At 60.3% G+C, this 14,894-nt stretch carries 19 protein-coding genes; 15 read left to right on the forward strand and 4 right to left on the reverse strand.

The features are described from left to right. The first annotated feature begins 99 nt into the window (after positions 1-99). From ACYVRZ_RS06960 to ACYVRZ_RS06970, 3 genes are all read left to right on the forward strand, one after another. Complete coding sequence (locus ACYVRZ_RS06960) at positions 100-1,386, forward strand: replication initiation factor domain-containing protein (protein ID WP_461225920.1); 1,287 nt, start codon at positions 100-102, stop codon at positions 1,384-1,386. A gap of 99 nt (positions 1,387-1,485) precedes the next feature. After that, entirely contained in the window at positions 1,486-1,728 is a 243-nt protein-coding gene (locus ACYVRZ_RS06965; RefSeq protein WP_051975775.1) for a DUF3173 family protein, read from the forward strand. Continuing rightward, complete coding sequence (locus ACYVRZ_RS06970; RefSeq protein WP_461225921.1) at positions 1,725-2,858, forward strand: site-specific integrase; 1,134 nt, start codon at positions 1,725-1,727, stop codon at positions 2,856-2,858. The genes ACYVRZ_RS06965 and ACYVRZ_RS06970 overlap by 4 nt, the downstream gene beginning before the upstream one ends. A 108-nt stretch (positions 2,859-2,966) precedes the next feature. Here ACYVRZ_RS06970 and ACYVRZ_RS06975 read toward each other — a convergent pair whose 3' ends face one another. Continuing rightward, on the reverse strand, positions 2,967-3,467 hold the full coding sequence (locus ACYVRZ_RS06975) for a 2'-5' RNA ligase family protein (RefSeq protein WP_461225922.1): 501 nt from the start codon (positions 3,465-3,467) through the stop codon (positions 2,967-2,969). Between the two features lie 130 nt (positions 3,468-3,597). Between ACYVRZ_RS06975 and ACYVRZ_RS06980 the strand changes: the two genes are divergently transcribed. The 3 genes from ACYVRZ_RS06980 to ACYVRZ_RS06990 are packed head-to-tail and all read left to right on the forward strand — an operon-like array spanning position 3,598 to position 5,284. After that, entirely contained in the window at positions 3,598-3,975 is a 378-nt protein-coding gene (locus ACYVRZ_RS06980) for a GntR family transcriptional regulator (RefSeq protein WP_461225923.1), read from the forward strand. After that, on the forward strand, positions 3,975-4,949 hold the full coding sequence (locus ACYVRZ_RS06985) for a DUF5808 domain-containing protein (protein WP_461225924.1): 975 nt from the start codon (positions 3,975-3,977) through the stop codon (positions 4,947-4,949). The genes ACYVRZ_RS06980 and ACYVRZ_RS06985 overlap by 1 nt, the downstream gene beginning before the upstream one ends. Before the next feature lie 2 nt (positions 4,950-4,951). After that, positions 4,952-5,284: a DUF1648 domain-containing protein gene (locus ACYVRZ_RS06990; RefSeq protein WP_461225925.1), complete on the forward strand. Its 333-nt coding sequence runs from the start codon at positions 4,952-4,954 to the stop codon at positions 5,282-5,284. A 97-nt stretch (positions 5,285-5,381) separates the two neighbouring features. On the opposite strand, the gene ACYVRZ_RS06995 is transcribed toward ACYVRZ_RS06990, so the two are convergent. Next, entirely contained in the window at positions 5,382-6,752 is a 1,371-nt protein-coding gene (locus ACYVRZ_RS06995) for a hemolysin family protein (RefSeq protein WP_461225926.1), read from the reverse strand. Positions 6,753-6,851: 99 nt separating this feature from the next. Here ACYVRZ_RS06995 and ACYVRZ_RS07000 point away from each other — a divergent pair, with 99 nt between their 5' ends. Beyond that, on the forward strand, positions 6,852-7,598 hold the full coding sequence (locus ACYVRZ_RS07000) for a TIGR02452 family protein (protein WP_461225927.1): 747 nt from the start codon (positions 6,852-6,854) through the stop codon (positions 7,596-7,598). 478 nt (positions 7,599-8,076) lie between these two features. Here ACYVRZ_RS07000 and ACYVRZ_RS07005 read toward each other — a convergent pair whose 3' ends face one another. Beyond that, positions 8,077-8,637: a class I SAM-dependent methyltransferase gene (locus ACYVRZ_RS07005; protein WP_461225928.1), complete on the reverse strand. Its 561-nt coding sequence runs from the start codon at positions 8,635-8,637 to the stop codon at positions 8,077-8,079. Positions 8,638-8,726: 89 nt separating this feature from the next. Here ACYVRZ_RS07005 and ACYVRZ_RS07010 point away from each other — a divergent pair, with 89 nt between their 5' ends. From ACYVRZ_RS07010 to ACYVRZ_RS07040, 7 genes are all read left to right on the forward strand, one after another. Next, positions 8,727-9,623: a GNAT family N-acetyltransferase gene (locus tag ACYVRZ_RS07010; RefSeq protein ID WP_461225929.1), complete on the forward strand. Its 897-nt coding sequence runs from the start codon at positions 8,727-8,729 to the stop codon at positions 9,621-9,623. A 271-nt stretch (positions 9,624-9,894) separates the two neighbouring features. Beyond that, entirely contained in the window at positions 9,895-10,290 is a 396-nt protein-coding gene (locus ACYVRZ_RS07015; protein ID WP_262315430.1) for a helix-turn-helix domain-containing protein, read from the forward strand. Positions 10,291-10,352: 62 nt separating this feature from the next. After that, positions 10,353-11,144, forward strand: a complete 792-nt coding sequence (locus ACYVRZ_RS07020; RefSeq protein WP_461225930.1) for a tyrosine-protein phosphatase — start codon at positions 10,353-10,355, stop codon at positions 11,142-11,144. Positions 11,145-11,369: 225 nt separating this feature from the next. Next, positions 11,370-11,735, forward strand: coding sequence for a hypothetical protein (locus ACYVRZ_RS07025; protein WP_262315429.1), 366 nt, complete (start codon positions 11,370-11,372; stop codon positions 11,733-11,735). Between the two features lie 109 nt (positions 11,736-11,844). Continuing rightward, complete coding sequence (locus ACYVRZ_RS07030) at positions 11,845-12,294, forward strand: universal stress protein (protein WP_461225931.1); 450 nt, start codon at positions 11,845-11,847, stop codon at positions 12,292-12,294. A gap of 92 nt (positions 12,295-12,386) precedes the next feature. After that, entirely contained in the window at positions 12,387-12,944 is a 558-nt protein-coding gene (locus ACYVRZ_RS07035; protein ID WP_461225932.1) for a DNA-3-methyladenine glycosylase I, read from the forward strand. A gap of 10 nt (positions 12,945-12,954) precedes the next feature. Beyond that, positions 12,955-13,869, forward strand: coding sequence for a DMT family transporter (locus ACYVRZ_RS07040; RefSeq protein ID WP_461225933.1), 915 nt, complete (start codon positions 12,955-12,957; stop codon positions 13,867-13,869). Positions 13,870-13,955: 86 nt separating this feature from the next. On the opposite strand, the gene ACYVRZ_RS07045 is transcribed toward ACYVRZ_RS07040, so the two are convergent. Next, on the reverse strand, positions 13,956-14,153 hold the full coding sequence (locus ACYVRZ_RS07045) for a hypothetical protein (protein ID WP_461225934.1): 198 nt from the start codon (positions 14,151-14,153) through the stop codon (positions 13,956-13,958). A gap of 186 nt (positions 14,154-14,339) precedes the next feature. On the opposite strand from ACYVRZ_RS07045, the gene ACYVRZ_RS07050 reads away from it, so the two are divergent. Next, the gene (locus ACYVRZ_RS07050; protein ID WP_461225935.1) at positions 14,340-14,828 is read left to right on the forward strand and encodes a hypothetical protein; all 489 of its coding nucleotides are present in this window, start codon (positions 14,340-14,342) and stop codon (positions 14,826-14,828) included. Positions 14,829-14,894 lie beyond the last annotated feature (66 nt).

Consider the following 14,894-nt stretch of genomic DNA (forward strand, 5'->3'; position numbering starts at 1 on the left):
AACCTGCTAGGCAGAAATAAACCGCGCAAGACCGGCGTTTTGCTAGAAATATGACGCAAAATTAGCGCCCGATTAGTTCACATCGAAAGGAATGACAAAATGCAAAAGGATTTAACGCTTGTTAATCCACAAAGTTTCTCGTGGTTAGACGAGCTGGAAGAATTCAAAGATGCCTATGGCATCACACAGCAACAATTAGCCGATACAACGGGATATCGTCGCGAGTACATCAACGCCTTAATCAGAGGCCGAAAACAGCTCACAGCGCAAGCTAAGGCCAAATTAACGACCGCAATGCGCGTACTGACCAAACGGAACAACCTAGATTGCTGTATCGACTACTTCCGCGTCACCTTTAAGTCACACGATGCCGAAAACATCATTCAAAAGATATTTCAGATTAGGCCAGAGCACTTCTATCATGAGGACTGGGCGTTTTATGGCTACACGCATAAGCTGATCTGTGGTGAGCTAACGGTGATGCTCTCACAACAGCCAGAACACCGTCACGGTGAATCAGAAGAAGCGTGGCTAAAACGAGACAAGGGCACGATGATTGAGTTGAGCGGCAAAGGCTGTCGCTATCTGGAAAACTACCTTAGCGGGCAAAAACGCTCGTGGTATGACGTCTTCGTGGCCTGCAAAGAACTACATGGTCACTTCAAGCGAATTGACCTCGCGATCAATGACCGTCATGGCGTCCTCGACATTCCAGAATTGATTGAGAAGTATCGAAACGACGAATACCGCTCGCGTTTCAAAGGTGGCAAAATTCATCGCTCGGATCGTGACCACAAGGAGGGAAACACCTTAGAGTTAGGCTCACGCCAAAGTGGTGTCCACATGGTGATTTACGAAAAGGACTTTGAGCAGTGGCAAAAGCAAAACGTGTTACTAGAAGACAAGTTACCGATTGAAGAACAACCAATTAAGAATCGTTTTGAAGTGCGGCTAACTGATGAACGGGCTGATTCAGGTATTGAGGCGTTACTGTCAACTCGCGACCCTGAAAAGGTTATCTTCGGCATCATCAACCATTATATTTGCTTTCTCACCCCTACCAAAAGTAAGAATAAGCAAAGCTGGCCGATTGACCCACGATGGGCAACCTTTATTGGTGCTAATCGGGACAAGTTATCCCTAACCGTTGACCCGCAACCCTTCGACTTTACGACAACTGTTGGCTGGCTCAAGAAGCAAGTGAGTTCCTCGCTGAAACTGATTGTGATTTTAGACGAGATGTTAGGAACGCACACGCTTGATGAAATTATTGACGCTGGCAAACTAAGTCCACGGCAAATCGATTTGATTCAGCATTATCAAAATGGCAACTGTGGCGCCTACCTAGACGATTTTGAAGCAAAAGAAAAACAAAGCAACGAATGAACGCGATTGCCGCGCTGACCCGAAACTTTGCCCTAGACAAGCTAAGTATATCATGGTCAGTAAAATGCGGCGATCTCCAATTTGAAAAAGGAGAATATTATGCCAGCATACCTGACCCTGACACGGGCTGATTTAATCAAGCTGGGATACAGTCCAGCGCAAGCAAGCCGTATCATCAAAATGGCAAAAGAGTTGTTGCTCAAACGTGGCCTTGGATGGTACGGTAAGAAAGGCGTAGACCGTGTTCCAGTGGAAGCAGTAGACGCAGTATTAGGCTTGAAACTAAGCCAACTTGAGGGTGCACCAAGTGGCCTTTCCGCAGTTAAGGAGGAACTATCTTGACTACGAAAGACCATATTACAAAACAAGCGGACGGCACTTTTAGCTTCCGCGTGAGCTTAGGAACTGACAAACGGACTGGCAAGCGAATTCAAAAACGCGCCAGCGGCTTCAAAACGAAAACGGAGGCGAAAAAAGCAAGAGTTGCAATGTTGGCAGCTGGGGTCGACGATGATGAGGACATCAAGAAGACGAAGTTTGGCGAGTTTATGGAGGACGTGTTCAAACCTTGGTACAAAACCCAAGTGAAACCACGCACCTACCGCCAACGGTTAGTTTTGATGAACACCGATTATCTGACTAGGTTCAACGACATTATCATTGACCAAATTCGGCCGATTGATGTGCAACATTGGCAAGTCAGCGTACTCAAAGACTGTAAGCAATCCTATGCGCGTACCATCAACATTATGTTAGGCCAAGTGCTTGAACGTGCTAAGGCGCTTGGTATCATCACTGAAAATCCCGTGCGGGTCGTTGGCCTCATCAAAAAGAAGAAAGCAAAAATCAAGTTCTGGACGCAAGCTGACTTCCAAAAGGTACTCGCCAAAACGAATACCGATACGTATACAGGACGCTTTGATCACACGATGTTGTGGTTCATGTTTATGTCTGGCTTGCGAAGCGGTGAAGCACGGGCATTAAAGTGGACAGACGTTGATCTCGAAGCTAAGACCGTGAACGTCAATAAGACGATGGACTATCACAACCGCAACTGGTTTGAAACGCCCGTGCCAAAGACTGCCGCTAGCCGCCGCACCGTGGCGCTTGATGACGATACCGTTACGTGCTTAGGCGCGTGGCAGGACGCACAAGCGGTAATGGTGAATTCCGAGTGGGTATTCTCACTTAATGGAATTCCGTGCTCTGACCAGCAATTTATCGCCATTGTGGACACTTACAGCGATGCGGCCAAGGTTCAGCGGATTACCGTGCACGGCCTCCGCCACTCGCATGTGTCGCTGTTGATCAGCCTTGGTGAAAATCCACTCCAGATTAAAGAGCGTCTGGGGCATGAGGATATCGAAACGACACTCGGTACTTACGGTCATCTCTACCCAAACAGTAACTTTGAAGTCGCAAAAAAGCTCAACGGGATATTCTCCAAAGAGGTGCCCGATGAGCCAAAATAATTTGAAAAGGGTCAAAACTGTGCCACCGTAAAATCGATGGTGCTAGAAACGTTGATACCACGGGACGGGCGCGAAATGCGCGATTGTTCCCGGGAAATAGCGGCGCCGTCACCGCGCGAGCGGCAGCGTGGCGAACGCGTCGGAGTCGCCGTTGGCCAAGATGCGTTCGACGGCGATGGCCGTCACCCAAGTGGAGCTGGCCAGGTCGGCGACGTGCAAGCCGGCCGCGATCCCGAAAGCCGTGGCCGGGGTGACCTGGCCGAGGGTGATGTGCGGCCGGTAGGGCAGGTTCGACCGCAGAAAGTCGCGAAACAGCGGGGTTTGATACAGCCGGTCGTGCAGTGCGGTCAGGGCTGTGGCCCCGGCGCCGGCCGCCAACCAGAAGTAGCCGTTGGCCCAGTCGCCACCGAGGCGGTCGAAGGCCGGCGTGGTGGCCGCGGCCGCAGCCACTGCCGCCACGATGCTCGAATCCGGTGCCGGCGAGTCAAAGGGAAACACCAGCGAGACGTGCGGCCGAATGTTTTCGGCCAGCGGATCGTAGCGACGCCGCACCGCGGTGACCGCGTCCAGGCTGGTGAGTGCGGGAAAAATCAAAACGGAACGCTGCATGGGGACCTCCGATACGCAATGACGCCATCCGAAATTACGCCCATTATACGCCATTCGCCGCGCCAGTTGGGATTGCAATTGCGTCGCTCGGGTGTTATACCATGCGTATAACAGTACATGGAGGCAAGCGATGGAACTGACCGTGGATTTTGATAGCACCATCCCCATTTATACCCAGATTCGCAACGCGGTGATTGGGGGCATCGCCGCGGGGCAACTGGCACCGGGCGACCCGCTGCCGTCGATTCGCGCCTTGAGTGTGGCGTTGGGCATCAACTTGCACACCGTCAACAAGGCTTACCGCCAGCTCGAAGACGAAGGGTTCGTGGCGATGCGCCGCGGTTTGGGGGCGGTGGTGGCCGACACGCTGCCGGCGGCCGATGACCGTTTTCGCCGCGCGGCCCTGCCGCAGCTAACCGCCTTGATTCAAGAGGCCCGGGTGCGGCGGGTCACCCGTAACCAGCTGGCGGCGCTAATCGATGACCTGTACGGCAAGGAGGCCCGGTGATGCGAGCGGCGGGGTGGGTCTTTGGTGCGATGGCGGTGATTCTGTGGGGGAGCGTGGTATCGGCGCCTTGGCTGTCGCGGCCCAACACCTTGTTCGGCGTCGCGTTTGGGACCCGTGACCTGAGGCAAGACGTCGAGGCGAGGGCGATTCGCACCCAGTTCACGGTCGCTGTGACCGTTGTGTCGGCGGTGGTCTGGGGGGCGGCCGCGGCCGTCAACTGGCGGGTGGGGACGCCGCTTGGGCTGACCTGGGCGCTGCTCGGGGGCTGCGTGGCCGACCTGGCCGCGGCCTTTGCCCTTTTGGTTCGCGGCTTCCGCCAGGCCCAGGCCTTGCGCGTGGCCGCCGGGCTGCCAGAGACGCAGCGGCTGACCGTCGATCTGACGACGCTGGCTCACGCGCGGCCGCTTCCTTGGTGGGGCGTGTTGGCGCTGGTGCCGCTGGTCGTCGCCCCGTGGTTATTGAGCCAGTCGGCGGTAGCCGCGGCGGCCAACCTCGCCGTTGGCGTGGTGAGCGGCGCAAGCTACCTCGGCGCCCGGTTCGCCGGCGCCAGCGTTCGCCAGGGGCCGCGCGGCACGACGCTTGCGGCGCAGTCGCGCAACGCGCTTTTGGGGTTTACACTGAGCATGGGCCTCTTGACCCAGGGTTACGGCTGGGCCAGCGTGGCGTGGCCACGGCAGGCGACCGCGCTTTTGATCACCTACACCGTCGTGGCCGCCTTGCTGCTCGGCGGGTTGATCGGGGCCTGGCTGCGCCACACGCAGGGGCCTGTGCAAGGACCGGTGCGAGACGACAACGACCATTGGGTGCTGGGGCTTTTCTACTACGCCCCGCAGGACTCGGCGGTGTTCGTGGAAAAACGGCTGGGCGTCGGCCTGACGCTGAACATGGCGCGGCCGGCGGCGTGGGTCTTTCTGATCGGCACGTTGGTTCTCGCCGGGGTGATTGTGTTAGTGGCAGTTCTTGCGGAGGGGTAATCATGCGACAATTGCGGATGTGGTTGTGGGGACTTGCGGGGGCGTCGCTGGCGGCGACCGGGCTGGTGATGGCAGCGGCACCGGCCACTATTGTGATGCACTTCGGCGCTCATGGGCCGGACAGCTTTGGGCCGCGCTGGGGGCTGTTGCTGGAACCAGCGGTGGTGGCGGTGCTGGCCTTGGTCTGTGACCGCGCGGCCGCTGCCTGGCGCCGCCGCGCCGGTCTCGGGGCGAACCTCGGGCTGTTGGTCGGTGAGTGGCGGCTAATCGCGCTGGTTGGCGCGGCGGCCGTTGCGCTGGCTTTGCTTCGGTTGAGCCAGTGCGGCTGGCTGTGACGCGCCAGGCCAGGTCCCGAACCGGACAGTCGAACCGGACCAAAAAGCCGCCTGTCACGCCCCAGCAGTGGGGGTGACAGGCGGCTTTGGCGTCTTGTTACTTTTGGTCTTCTTCCTCGTCTGGGTCGCTGACGACGACGGCCGGGCCGACGGTGACCTCGAACCAGTTGGCAAAGCCCCGGGCGAACTCGGTGACCGTGAAGGTGTAGCGGTCGATTTGAACCGAGTCGTGGAGCTTGAGGTCCGGGTAGTCCTCCATCAAAAACCCGGCGATGGTGACGATGTCGGATTCCTGGAAGGCCTTGAGGTTGGTGCGGAAGTAGCGCTCGAAGTCGTACAAGGTGGTTTTGCCCGACACGCGGAAGACGTCGGGCTGGTCCGTCTTGATGATGTACTCGTCGGAGACGTCGTCGATTTCGTCCTTGACGGTGCCGAACAGCTCCTCGTAGATGTCCTTGTCGGTGACGATGCCCGACGTCCCGCCGTACTCGTCGACGACCACCACGATCGGGGTTTGCTTTTGGATCATCTGCTGCAAAATGTTGTGGATCGGCGTGACTTCAGGCACGGTGACAATCGCGCGGAGCAGCTTGGACACGCGAATGCTTGCGTCGACTTGCGCCTGCTTGACCAGGTCGTAGATGTAGACGTAACCCAGCACCTTGTCCTTGTCGCCGTCTGCGACCACCGGGAAGCGCGAGTAACCCTCGGTCAGGTAGTCGCGCAGCACCTCCTTGACCGTCGCGGTGATGTCCACGACCTCGAGGCTGGTGCGGTCGACCATGATGTCATGCGCCGTCTTGTCGTTCAGGTCAAAGGCGCGTTGCATGTAGGTGACGTCGTTTTGGTCCATCTCGCCGGTGGTGACGGCGGCCTTGCTCAGGTTCAAGATCTCGGCTTGGGTGAAGGCCTCGTTGCCTTCATCGGCCGGCTTCATGCCCATCAGGCGAACCAGGCCGGTGGCGCTGTGGTTCAGCAGCCAGACGAAGGGGAAGAAGACGATGTGAAAATAGTGCAGCGGGGTGACCACGAACATCAAGGCCTTGATTGGAAAATCAATCGCGATGTTCTTCGGCACAATCTCGGTCAAAACGACCTCCAGGTAGGTCAAAATCAAGACCCCGGCCACGGCGCCGAAGACGTGCAGGCCGCCGCCTGGCAGCTGGACGTGCGTGATCTTGAGCAGGTCGACCAGCAGAAACTCCACCGTGGCCTCCCCGATCCAGCCCAAGATGATACCGGCGACCGACACCCCGACCTGGGTGGTCGACAGGTACTCATTCAGATTGTGGACCATGCGCAAGGCGCGTTTGATTTTGGCGCGGTTGCCCATGCCCTTTTCGAGCATTTCCTCCAAGGCACTCGGGCGACTTTGCACCAGGGCGAATTCGCTTGCCACGAAAAACGCGGCGAACAGGAAGGTGATCACCATCACCAGTAGATTAGAGGCGACTTGGCCACTAGCCATAACAGCAATTCCTCATTTCAAAAGTGTATTTGCACTAAGTATAGCACTCAGCGCCGCCCAGCGGTACGGCGGCGTATAATGAAGGCAGGAGGTGAGCGGATGGATCAGATTGCAATGCTTGAGGCGACGCTTGCAAGGTACCGCACGGATTCACAGCGGCCGCGCAGCTGGCTGATCGAGGCGGCGCTGCCCGAGACGCCGGCCCGGGGGGAACAGCCGCCGGCGTGGCGGGTCACCGATCAAGACGTGGTGGCGGCGATGGCCGAGGCCAGCGGCCACATCGGCGTGATGAACTTCGCCAGCCCAACGCGTCCGGGCGGTGGCGTTGAGCTCGGGGCCCGGGCCCAGGAGGAAAGCATCGCCAAGGCCACCTACCTGCTGCCGGCCTTACGCGCGTTTGACGAGACCTACTACGCGGCCAACCGCGCCGATCCCAACGGCGGCCTGTTCAGCTCGACCTTGATCTACACCGCCCACTGCCGGCAGTGCTTCGACGCGGCGGGGCGGCCGCTTTCGGCGCATTTTGTCGATGTGGTGACCGTCGCCGCCCCCAACCGCGCCGCGTATCCCGGATTGACCGAGCGCGACACCGAGCCGGACTTGGCCTTCAAAATCCTGCAGACGCTTCGCGCCTTCAAGCAGCAAGGCGCCACTACCCTGATTCTCGGGGCGTTTGGCACCGGGGTCTTCGCCAACCCGATTGCACAGGTCGGGCGGTTGTTCAAGGCGGCGCTGCGGCGGCCAGAGTTTCGCGGCGCCTTTGACGCAGTCGAGTTTGCGGTGTTCGACCGGGCCGGGGACCGCCGGCAGGCCTTCGCCGCGGCGCTGGGGCCCAGTATCGACTGAATGTTATTTATTTACACAAAATTTACCTAAAATTTACACTACCGTAATGGTAATTCCAGCCACCCAGTGTTATTCTATCTGCGTAGAATTCCACAGCGCCGCTTGGCTGGCACGGCCGGCGGCGCAGCTGATGGCAGTTTGCGATGAACATCATCCTCATCTGATGAACGTCGACCTATGTCGACCACGTCCGCGGCGTGAGTGTCTAGCGACGAAGAAATTCGCGCAAAAGAAAACAGCTTAACTGGTTTGATTCCAGGGAGTCGCAGCTGCCTGTTCCACCCTGTGCGTACCATGAACTGAATCGGCTTTGTTCGCCTGGCGGGGGCAGTCTGCCCGGCCGGCGGGGCGGTTCATCAACTCAATCTCAATTGGGGTACTGCGAGGCGACTCGCGGTACCCCTTAGTGTGTCTTGAACACACAACGGCGCCTGCCGCCCCACACCGGGAGTGGCAGGCGCCGTTGTGATGGCCGCCGTCAGCCGCGAACGCGGCTGCACAAAATCAGGTGAACGCCGGCGCTTGGCACCAGCTTGGCGGCGCTGACTTGAAAGAGCTGCTCGATGGTCAGCCGGGCGCTGAAGAGGTCCTTGATCTCAATGGTCGTGGCGCTTTCGGGCTGCGTCGCCACGGCGGCAATCAAGTGGCCGCCCGGGCGCAGCAGGTCGGCCAGCTGCTGGGTCATGGCGTGGAGGTCATCGCGCTGCAGATCAAAGGTGCCGACGATCACGTCGTAGGGCCCGGTCAGCATGCCCAGCCGATCGTCTGGCATGATGCGGTAGCGCAGCCGATCGGAGCTGGCCACCGCCCGGGCGGCGCTGATGGCACCAGCGTTTGAGTCGACGCCCAGCACCGCGATGGCGCCGTGGTTCACGGCGTAGCGGCAAAACCAGCCGTCGCCGGCGTGGATGGCCAGCACCCGCTGGCCGGTCAGCTTCGGTACTTTTTTGGCCAGCGCCTGCCAGCTCGGCTGAAGCGAGCCGGTGCTGGTTGGCAGCGGCCCCTTGGGTTCGCGCATTTTCGGGTAATTCGTATCCAATCCGTCACGACCTTTCGAGTTCATTATAGCGAAGCGGCGGGAAGGAGTCGATAAGTGTGATAGAATGAGCGAAAACCTTGGAGGCCATTATGTTTACAATTACGCAAGCGGCGGTGTTGACGCCGAGCCAGCGGCAGGCGGCCTCGGCGTTGACCGCGCAGGTGCAGGAACACGACCAGCTGAAGCGGGCCCCGTACCTAGACAACCAGTTCAATTACGACCGCACGATGCCGGCCTTCTTTATGGCCTGGGAGCAGGCGGCTTTGATCGGCTACGCGACGCTTTACGCCGATGAGGCACCGGGCGGCTGCGTCGATGTCGCCTTGTACGTGGCGCCGAGCTGGCGCAGGCGCGGGGTCGCCACGGCGCTGTGGCAGGCCGCGGCGGCGGTACTTCGAGCTTTCGGCTACCCCGATTACGAGTTCTTGTGCGAGGCCAGCTGGCTGCGGGCGGCGCCGGGCTTTCTCGCCCAGGCCCAGCTGGCCTTGAACGGCGACCCCGCCGAGTACCAGCTGGTGGCACCGCGGGGCAGCGGCCAGGCGCTGGCCGGCGACCTGAGCGTTCGCGCGATGACCGCAGCCGACATTGACGCCGTGTTGCCGCTTTATCAAGCCGCCTTTCCCGAAGCTGCCGACTCGGCCCCTTTGTATCTGACCCAGACGCTGCGCGGCAAGACCAATGCGGCCTACCTGCTGATTGAGGCCGGGCGGCCGATTGGTTACGCCGCGGTCGATGATGGGCCGGGCTACGCCTACCTATTCGGCGTGTTCATCGCCGCCGCTCGCCGCAACCAGGGGTTGGGGACCCGCTTCGTCGCGGCACTGTTGCACAGGCTCAGCGCAACCGAACCGGTGCGGCTGGGGGTCGAAGCCGACAACCCGGCGGCGTGTCGGGCTTACGCCAAGGCCGGGCTGGTCACCGAGGCGACGGTGTGGTACCTGGTGCCGACCGGAACGCGGTGGCGGCTCCCCGCCGGCGGGAACTAGCCCGGGCGGGGATGAAAGCGTTCTGTCTATACCGTTGCGGCGGCGCTGGGGGTCGTCGGCATGACGAACGCGCCGCGTGCATCAGACCAATCACTGTTTTGACACCTGTTTGTCAAATGTAAACGGCCGATTGTGACTTTTCTGTGAAGGCTGGATAACAAACTTAATAAAAACAGATTATTTGATTGCATTTTCACTACGATACCGCTAAATTAGTAGATGAACCGAATTTCGGTTTGTGATTGACTATAATGGAATCGTGGTGAAAAGAATGACAGAAACCGTTGGTAGCTCCCTCCGCCAGATCCGCAAGGGCCGTGGCGAGTCGATCGTTGAAGTCGCAAAGGCAACCCACACTTCCCCGGCAAGCTTCACTAAGTGGGAAAATGATCAAACCGTTCCAAGTGAGCGTAGTATCCGCAAGCTTGCGGAGTACTACAACACTGATCCTGTCAACATTCTCGCCTTGGCTTACCCGGATAAGTACGCAGAACAGCAAGCCAAGACCGTTGACCTGTCCGATCGTGAAGTGATTCGCGTCGAGGACCTGCTGAGCGAAAAGACCGTCCTGACGTACAACAACGAAGTCCTGGCGTCCAGCAAAAAGGACCTCGTGGCCTCGTTCACCGCAGGCCTGATCATCGGCGGAACCACGTCTGAAGACTAGTTGTCCGCCACAGCGCCGCGTTGTCGGCGCTTTTTTGATAGATTGATGCGATAGGAGAAGTTATGCAAGCAACTGCACTCCCGCTCCAGCAGGCCGCCAATTGCCGCGACCTCGGCGGCTACCAGACCCAAGACGGGCGATTGCTGCGCTACCACAAGCTGCTGCGCAGCGGTCGCCTCGACCAGCTCAGCGCCGCCGACTGCCAAAGCCTGCGCGATTACGGCGTAGTCTACGACGTCGACTTGCGCTCGCCCGAGGAACGCGCAAAAGCGCCTGACCGGGTGCCGGCAGGGGTCACCTACGTGTTCGATCCGGTGCTGCCGGTTGATCAGACTGCGGCGGCCAAGCAAGCCGACCAGCTGCGGCGCAGCCAGTTCGCCGTCGACCCGCAGGCCGGGCGGCGCCACATGATTGCCTTGTACCGCGACTTGCCGCGCCACGCAAGCGCCCAAAAGGCTTACCGCCGCCTCTTTGACCTGCTGCTTGCCAACAATCAACCGGGGCAGGCGCTCTTGTTTCACTGCACCTCCGGCAAGGATCGCACGGGGTTGGGGGCGGTGCTGGTTTTGACCGCGCTGGGGGTCGATTCGGCGATGATTCGCGCCGACTACCTGGCCGCCAACCGCTTTTTGACGGCGACCACCGCGGCGCTGCTCGCCACGGTGCGAGCCGCCGGCGGCAGCCAGGCGCTTGAGGCGTCGACGCGCAGCCTAGCCAGCGTCGATGCGGCCTACCTCGACGCGGCCTTGGCGACGATCGCGCAGGACTTCGGCGGCCTTGAGCGGTACCTGCTTGAGGGGCTTGGCCTGACGGCGGCCAAGCGGCGAACCCTGCAGGCGCTGTACCTGGAGTAGGTGGGGTCGCCGGTTCGAGCCCCTGGCTTCGGGCGTCATCAACGGCAGCGGAGCGAAGCCGACCAGACGTGACGTGGCAACCGGCGCCGCTGTGGTCGCGACCTCAGCGAACCCAGGCATTTTTCCCCGGCCGGTCGCGCGTTGCATTGGGCAAGCCCGTTTTTGGGGCGTATAATAGAGGCGTAAGGCGGCCGAGCCGCCATCACGACGAAGGAAGTGACTAGAATGAAACTCTACCAAGGATTGACCCAGGTCCAGGTGAACGAAACGCTGGCCGACGATGCGCCGGGGTTTGCAATCACAACCGAGCTGGACAAGCCGCTGAACTTCCCCCCGACGCTGCTTTATCACTACATCGACGCCGTGCTGCGTCCAGGCAGCCGCCACGATGAGAACAACTTGCTGTACGTCACGGATCCCGCCTTCATCGGCGAGAACTTCGATTTTGCCAGCCTGAGCGAGACGGCGGTGCTCACGGATTTTGAATCCAAAATGAACTTCGCCCGCAAGCTCGTCGCCGACTTGAACCGCCACGTTGCCGTGAACATCGACGTCACCAAGCACGAATTCCAGCTCCTGTTCACTGATTAAAAAGGTTATCGTGCCTATTGGTATAACTTGTTTTTCGCCCGGCGCGGTTGTACGCTTGAGATAAGCCCGCGCGTCGTGCGTGTGCATTGGCAACCTAAGGAGTGATCGCATGGATCAAGAATATAACAACTTACTGGTACCCATCGATGGGTCCGACGAGTCCGACCTCGCCTTCAAAAAGGCGGTGAAGGTCGCCGTCGCCAACCACGCCCACCTCGACATCCTGAACGTGCTGGACACCAAGCAGTTCATCGGCGGCTACGGTGGCATGATTTCCGGCGACGCGATTTACCAGCTGACCCAAGACGCCGAGAAGTTCCTGGAGGAGCTTTCCGAACGCGCCAAGAAGGCGGGACTGGAAGACGTCGCCATCCACGTGCGGTTCGGCAACCCCAAGTCGGTCATCGCCACTGACTTCCCGCACGATCACCACACCGACCTGATCATCATCGGCGCCACCGGCCTGAACGCGGTTGAGCGCGTCTTGGTCGGCTCGGTCACCGAGTACGTCAACCGCACGGCGCCTTGCGACGTGCTGATCGTCAAGACGGAGGCCTGATTGCTCGCAATCGGCCGCGACCGCTTCGAGGCGTCTGGCCCCGAGGCGGTTTTTGCGTCGTGCGGCGTAATCTATTGGGTGGAGGTGATCGAATGACGGATTCAACAACTTGGTGGGGTGATCGCAACCCGCTGCTCAAGGCTTACCACGACCACGAATGGGGTGTGCCCAAGCACGACGACCGCGCCTTGTTCGAGCTGTTGTCCTTGGAGGGGCTGCAGATCGGGCTGAGCTGGGCGTTGGTGCTCAAGAAGCGCCCGGCGTTCAACGTTGCCTTTCACGACTTCGAACTGGCGCCGGTGGCGGCGATGAGCGACTCGGATCTCGACGTCTTGATGCAAGACGCCGGGCTGATTCGCAACCGTCGCAAGCTGGCGGCCATCGTCCACAACGCCGGTGCGGTGCAGGACCTGCAGCGCGAATACGGCAGCTTCGACCGCTACGTGTGGGGGTTCACCGACGGCCAGCAGCTGGTGCGACGGCCCCAGACCGCGGCCGACATTCCGACGCAAGACCCGCTGTCGCAGCTGGTCGCAACCGACATGAAGAAGCACGGCATCAAGATGATCGGCCCCACCAGCGCCTACAGCTTCCTGCAAGGCGCCGGGGTGATCGATGACCACCTGGCCGGGTGGCACCGCCGTAAGTAAGGGGAAAAGCATGAAGTCTAAGCACCTGACCGGTATCTTGCTGGCCATCCTGGGGTCGTCTTTGTGGGGCGTGTCCGGCCCCGCCAGCACCGTTTTGTTCAACCAAGGTGTGGCTGTCGCCTGGCTGATCAGCTCCAAAATGCTGATCGCCGGGATTGTCACGCTGGGCTACGCCGCCGTCAAAACGCCCGCGCTTTTGACCACGCCTTGGCGAACCCGCAAAGACGCCTTGCAGATGGTGGTGTTCGTGCTGTTTGGCATGATCGCCATGCAGTTCGTCTACTTCAAGGCCGTGGCGGTGGCCAACGCGCCGACCGCCACCATCCTGCAGTACCTGTCGCCGATCGTGGTGCTGGTGGTCTTGGCCATCAAAACGCTGACGCTACCGCGGCGCAGCGACGTGGTGATCATCGCCTTTGCGATGCTCGGGACGCTTTTGATCGTGACCAAGGGTCGGCTGACGACGCTGGCGATCACGCCGCAGGCCCTGTTTTGGGGGCTGTTGGCGGCAGTCGCCGCGGCGACCTACACGCTGTTGCCCGGCGAGCTGCTCAAGCGCCACTCACCCTTAGTGGTGACCGGCTGGGCCCAGCTGTTGGGTGGACTTTTGATGACCGTTTGGGCCCCGTTTTGGCGGCAGGAGCCGCACCTCACCGCCTTTGGCTGGGGCTGCTACGCCTTTGTCGTAATCGGCGGCACCATCGTCGCCTACCTGGTCTACTTGGCCAGCCTGCAGTACATCACGCCGACGGCCGCAAGCCTCTTGGATGCCTTCGAGCCGCTGGCCGCGACGGTGATCGCCGTCTTGTTCCTCGGGACGCGGCTGAGCGGCTGGGAGCTGGTCGGCGGCCTGGTGATCATCGGCACGGTGGTGGCGATGGCGCTTTTGGCCCCCAAGGCCCCGGGCGAGTCGACCGCCCCTTAGGACGCGAACAGGCCCGAACCGCGCGGCGTTGCGACGTCACGTGGTTCGGGCCTGTTGGGTCGCCTCGTCGCCTTGATGGCGGCGAGCTAACGGTGGTGCGACTTGCTGGGATCGGTGTTGGGGAAGTCCTGGAGCAGATTCGGCAGGCGAACCTGGCGCTGGTCTTGGCGCAAGCCGAGGATGTAGCCGTTTTTGACCCGCAGCGTGTAGGTGACCTTGGGTTGAAGCTTGAGGGGCCGCCCCTGGGCATCGACCAGTGGGTAGCCGGTTGGCAAATCAGACATGACGACGCCTCCTTCGGGTGAGTCGGGCAGCTCAAGAGGCTCACCCACGCTCAGTATACACCCGCCTGCGACCGGTAGCGGGGGCTTGGGCGGAACCTTAACCAAAACATCGGCGGCGCGGCGCCTTCACGCTGGCCCGCAAAAATGCTACAATAGACGCAATTACGATAATGGAGGGCCACACACATGGATCAATTTGGGGTCAGTGAACTGGCGGATTGGCTGGAGAGCAACACCGAGGCGCTTTTGGCAAAGAAGGTCAAGCTGCCGCTGGACCGCGTGTTTGCCGCGGTGGATTACCTGGCGGTGCTGTCGCACCCGGCCGCGGCCTACCTCGACATGCCGCAGGGGACTTACTACCGAGAGGAATCCGATCACAAGCTGAACCTGCTGGCGGATGACCAGCCGCTGGCGGCACTGCAAGATCGCATCATGGTCAACCACGTCGACGGCTCGATTGTGGGTGATGTGCTGAACTTCACCTACAACCACGAGCCGGTTTTCGAACCGGATTATTCGGCCAAAAAGGACCTGAACCTGGTCAAGTACGGCCTCGAGGTGATCGGGGCGGTTGCGACCTCGGGCCACCGCGCCACCGTGACGGCGGCCTTGGCCAAGGACGCGGTGGTCACGCTGGTGGTGGCCGCGGCTCGGTTCGCCGAGTGGCAAAAGTAGGCTGGCGTTAACGCGCGACTGCGCCGCGCCCGGCCGGCTCGGGTGGTTGGCGGCGCTGCCGGCAGC

The sequence above is a fragment of the Lacticaseibacillus suihuaensis genome (genome assembly GCF_054785075.1).

Excerpts from the sequence above, each read along its gene's own strand:
- ACYVRZ_RS07050 (WP_461225935.1), top strand. The coding sequence starts at position 14,340 with ATGGATCAATTTGGGGTCAGTGAACTGGCGGATTGGCTGGAGAGCAAC.
- ACYVRZ_RS07030 (WP_461225931.1), top strand. The coding sequence starts at position 11,845 with ATGGATCAAGAATATAACAACTTACTGGTACCCATCGATGGGTCCGAC.
- ACYVRZ_RS07040 (WP_461225933.1), top strand. The coding sequence starts at position 12,955 with ATGAAGTCTAAGCACCTGACCGGTATCTTGCTGGCCATCCTGGGGTCG.
- ACYVRZ_RS07015 (WP_262315430.1), top strand. The coding sequence starts at position 9,895 with ATGACAGAAACCGTTGGTAGCTCCCTCCGCCAGATCCGCAAGGGCCGT.
- ACYVRZ_RS06965 (WP_051975775.1), top strand. The coding sequence starts at position 1,486 with ATGCCAGCATACCTGACCCTGACACGGGCTGATTTAATCAAGCTGGGA.
- ACYVRZ_RS07000 (WP_461225927.1), top strand. The coding sequence starts at position 6,852 with ATGGATCAGATTGCAATGCTTGAGGCGACGCTTGCAAGGTACCGCACG.
- ACYVRZ_RS06985 (WP_461225924.1), top strand. The coding sequence starts at position 3,975 with ATGCGAGCGGCGGGGTGGGTCTTTGGTGCGATGGCGGTGATTCTGTGG.
- ACYVRZ_RS06980 (WP_461225923.1), top strand. The coding sequence starts at position 3,598 with ATGGAACTGACCGTGGATTTTGATAGCACCATCCCCATTTATACCCAG.
- ACYVRZ_RS06995 (WP_461225926.1), bottom strand. The coding sequence starts at position 6,752 with ATGGCTAGTGGCCAAGTCGCCTCTAATCTACTGGTGATGGTGATCACC.
- ACYVRZ_RS06960 (WP_461225920.1), top strand. The coding sequence starts at position 100 with ATGCAAAAGGATTTAACGCTTGTTAATCCACAAAGTTTCTCGTGGTTA.
- ACYVRZ_RS06990 (WP_461225925.1), top strand. The coding sequence starts at position 4,952 with ATGCGACAATTGCGGATGTGGTTGTGGGGACTTGCGGGGGCGTCGCTG.
- ACYVRZ_RS07020 (WP_461225930.1), top strand. The coding sequence starts at position 10,353 with ATGCAAGCAACTGCACTCCCGCTCCAGCAGGCCGCCAATTGCCGCGAC.
- ACYVRZ_RS07045 (WP_461225934.1), bottom strand. The coding sequence starts at position 14,153 with ATGTCTGATTTGCCAACCGGCTACCCACTGGTCGATGCCCAGGGGCGG.
- ACYVRZ_RS06975 (WP_461225922.1), bottom strand. The coding sequence starts at position 3,467 with ATGCAGCGTTCCGTTTTGATTTTTCCCGCACTCACCAGCCTGGACGCG.
- ACYVRZ_RS07025 (WP_262315429.1), top strand. The coding sequence starts at position 11,370 with ATGAAACTCTACCAAGGATTGACCCAGGTCCAGGTGAACGAAACGCTG.
- ACYVRZ_RS07035 (WP_461225932.1), top strand. The coding sequence starts at position 12,387 with ATGACGGATTCAACAACTTGGTGGGGTGATCGCAACCCGCTGCTCAAG.
- ACYVRZ_RS07010 (WP_461225929.1), top strand. The coding sequence starts at position 8,727 with ATGTTTACAATTACGCAAGCGGCGGTGTTGACGCCGAGCCAGCGGCAG.